The sequence below is a fragment of the Mycobacterium sp. genome (assembly GCF_032162105.1).
In the GTDB taxonomy this organism is placed as follows: domain Bacteria; phylum Actinomycetota; class Actinomycetes; order Mycobacteriales; family Mycobacteriaceae; genus Mycobacterium.
In genome coordinates, this window is record NZ_JAVRPS010000086.1 from 1 (window position 1) to 3,006 (window position 3,006).

5 protein-coding genes are annotated in these 3,006 nt (G+C 64.4%); 1 reads left to right on the top strand and 4 read right to left on the bottom strand.

Going from position 1 to position 3,006, the window contains the following annotated elements:
* Positions 1–285: SDR family NAD(P)-dependent oxidoreductase (locus tag QOC69_RS04160; protein WP_526436654.1), on the bottom strand; the 285-nt coding region annotated here is incomplete at its 3' end.
* 3 nt (positions 286–288) lie between these two features.
* Complete coding sequence (locus tag QOC69_RS04165; protein WP_526436656.1) at positions 289–1,122, bottom strand: mycofactocin-coupled SDR family oxidoreductase; 834 nt, start codon at positions 1,120–1,122, stop codon at positions 289–291.
* Between the two features lie 153 nt (positions 1,123–1,275).
* Between QOC69_RS04165 and QOC69_RS04170 the strand changes: the two genes are divergently transcribed.
* Positions 1,276–1,965 (top strand): TetR/AcrR family transcriptional regulator, encoded by a 690-nt coding sequence (locus QOC69_RS04170; RefSeq protein ID WP_526436658.1) that lies wholly within the window; start codon positions 1,276–1,278, stop codon positions 1,963–1,965.
* Between the two features lie 248 nt (positions 1,966–2,213).
* On the opposite strand, the gene QOC69_RS04175 is transcribed toward QOC69_RS04170, so the two are convergent.
* Together QOC69_RS04175 and QOC69_RS04180 are read right to left on the bottom strand one after the other, a co-directional pair.
* Positions 2,214–2,492, bottom strand: coding sequence for a carboxymuconolactone decarboxylase family protein (locus QOC69_RS04175; protein WP_526436660.1), 279 nt, complete (start codon positions 2,490–2,492; stop codon positions 2,214–2,216).
* On the bottom strand, positions 2,417–3,006 hold a 590-nt coding region (locus tag QOC69_RS04180), incomplete at its 5' end, for a carboxymuconolactone decarboxylase family protein (protein WP_526436662.1). The genes QOC69_RS04180 and QOC69_RS04175, both read right to left, overlap by 76 nt.

Here is a 3,006-nt window from a genome sequence, read left to right on the forward strand (position 1 = left end):
CGCGGCTGCACTGACGGCTGATGCCAAGGCCTCGGCGTTGCGAACGTCGACGACCGTGGTGATCGCCTTGCCGCCGTGCTCGGCGACCAGGTCCGCGGTTTCCTGAAGCTCGTCCTCGGTAGCCAGTTCGTATTCCAGCCCGGGTGGCGTTGCGCAGATGTCGACGAGGATGACGTCGGCGCCTTCTTCGGCCAACCGTAGGGCGTGACTGCGGCCCATGCCGCGCGCAGCCCCGGTGATCAATACCCGCTTTCCGGCCACCCGGCCGGTTGACGCCTTTTTCATGGGTCAAAGCTTGTTGCAGAAGCCGGCGTCGACGGGGAAGGTGACGCCGGTGACGTACTTGGCCTCATCGGAAGCCAGAAAGGCGATGGCTGCACTGACGTCCTCGGGTTCTATCATGTCGATGGGCATTGGATTCTGCAGATGCACACCACCCTCTGGGTAATGCTCCAGGAATTCGGTCATGGCTGGATTGACCGCCATCATGGTTCGCACGGCGGTCGGGTGCACCGTGTTGACCCGAATACTGTGGGGCGCCAGCGCATTTGCCAGTGTGCGCATCAGTCCGACGATTCCGTGCTTCGCCGCAGCGTATCCGAGTCCTCCGCCCTGCAGGCCGCCGAAGCCCTTCAATCCCGCGGTCGAGCTGGTGAACACGATCGACCCACCTCGTTGGCCCGCGATGAGATGCGGTATCGCCGCCGAAGCGGTGTGATACGAGCCGTCCAGGATTACCCCGGTCGCGGCGCGCCATTGGTCGAGTTCCTCCTCGATGGTCAGCTCGCGGAAGGCGACCGGCGCAATGCCGGCGTTCGCGCACACGATGTCGAGCCGACCGAAGTGCGCTACGCCGGCGTCCACTGCAGCCTTGACCTGGTGGAAGTCGCGGACATCGGCCACGCTGGCGACGATCTTGGCGCCCTCACGCTCGACCAGTTCGACGGTTTCGTCGAGTTCATCGCGGGATGCCATCGGATAGTGGTTAGCCGGGATGTCGGCACAGATGTCGATCCCTATGATGTTGGCGCCCTCCTGGGCCAGACGCACCGCGTGACTGCGGCCCTGGCCGCGGGCCACCCCGGTGATGAATGCAACGCGTCCCTCGAGTCGTGCTGACATTTGCATCTCCTCATGTCGGCTACCGCCGAGTCTTCAATGTCTACTGCTGCGATTCGGTGACGCGGGTGCTCGTCCATAACGATTCACCTCTCAAACCTTCGACTGGATGTTAAGTTACAGGACTTAATCCGTCTAGTATGAGATTCTGGTCAAATGTCCACGTCGATGTCCACGCCGGTAGGTGCGTCGGCCAGGCAGCGGTTGGTGCTCACCGCCGAGCGACTCTTTGCCCAGCACGGTCTCGACGGTGTTCCACTCCGACTGATCGGCACCACGGCAGGAATGGCGAACAAGTCCGCCGTGCAGTACCACTTCGGATCGAAAGATGTACTGGTCGAAGCGATCCTGGCGAACCGACTCGAGCACCTGACCCGCCGACGACAGTTGCTCGGGGCGCGGATGTCCGCGGACGACCTGCGAAGCGTGGTGGAGGCGCATCAGCTGCCACTCATGGAACTAGCTGAAGACGAAACCTGCTACTACCTGCCCTTCCTCGAACAACTGTTGCGCTACGACTACCGAAGCAGCCCGCTATCCACCCTGCCGGCTGCCCACCGCGAATCGCACCAGGCGTACATCGACCACGTCGGCGCCCTGATCGACCATGTGCCGCAGCCGCTGCGTGACGACCGCATTCATCGGGTGTCGGCGATGTGCGTGCACGCCTGCGCCGACCGCCACCGTGCGCGCATGTTCGGGACGCCCGTGTCGACTTACGCGGTCCACGTCAGTGCACTGCTGGACGGGATGGTTGCGTTTCTTACAACGGTTCCCTCGGCCGAGACACTGACCGCGCTCCAAGGATCCACGCACGATCGCCCGCGAATGCGGGCACTGCCCTGAACGGATGAGCATCGGTCCCGAGCGCGACATCGTGGCCGACCACCACCGCGCTCTCGGCGCCACAGGTCTCGAGAGGGCCATCCCCCTCGAGCATTGTTTGGGCGCATACGAAGTGCAACGACGTCGTCGGTGACGCTGATCGGCACGGCGGTGGGCACTCGAACCGCCTCAAGCACCAGCGTCTCCTTCGCAGACGGCGTGGGCCCCCCGATCGAAGAACCCGGCATCACGCCAGCATCACCGCCTCGTCAGCTGTCTGTGCCGGTGTTCTTCGCCGCTGCCACCAGGAGGTGATCGAGGCGTCGCGCCACGATCCAACCGAGATATACCGCGATGTGCATGACGACCTCTTGCAACTCGTCGAACGTGAGATCGCCGCTGCGCAAGGCGGACTCGAGCTGGTCGGTCATCTCCGCGTCGATCCCGAGGGCGGCGCTGCAGGAGATTGCGACTAGTCGTCGGTCGCGCCGGGTGAGGTACTGATCGCGGCTCCAGATCTCGCCGTAGAGGTAGTCGAGGTCGCCCACGGCTTGAAATGAGGTGCGTGGCGGTGCAGGCGGGGCTGCGTGCACGGCCGCGTATGCCGCCTCACCTCGGGCCCGCGGACGTCGTCGGCAACCGGATCGGCCCACGGGACGAACCTCGCGAAGGTCAGCGTCTCGCCGTCCTCCTCGGCGATCTTGGCGAAGGCAGCCATGATGTAGGTGAGCATCGAGGAGCCCTTGGGCCAACCCGCCTGGGTGCCAAAGAAGAGTAGGAACTCGTCGATCTCCTCCTTCGTCACCTCGTTGCTCTTGAGGGCGGCGTAGCAGTGGGTCTCCATGGGCAGCGGTGCGTCGGCCATGCCGACGCACGCAAGGGTGATCCAGCGACGATCGCGCGGCGTGAGCACGCCGCGGCGCCACATCTCGGCGAAGACGAACCCGATCACTCCGCCGTCGATGTAGGCGCTGACCGGGGCAGGGCCCGGCGCGCACATGATGTGCTCGTACTCCGCATAGGCGACCCGTTGGCGATCGTCGTGATCGGTCCATTCGCTCA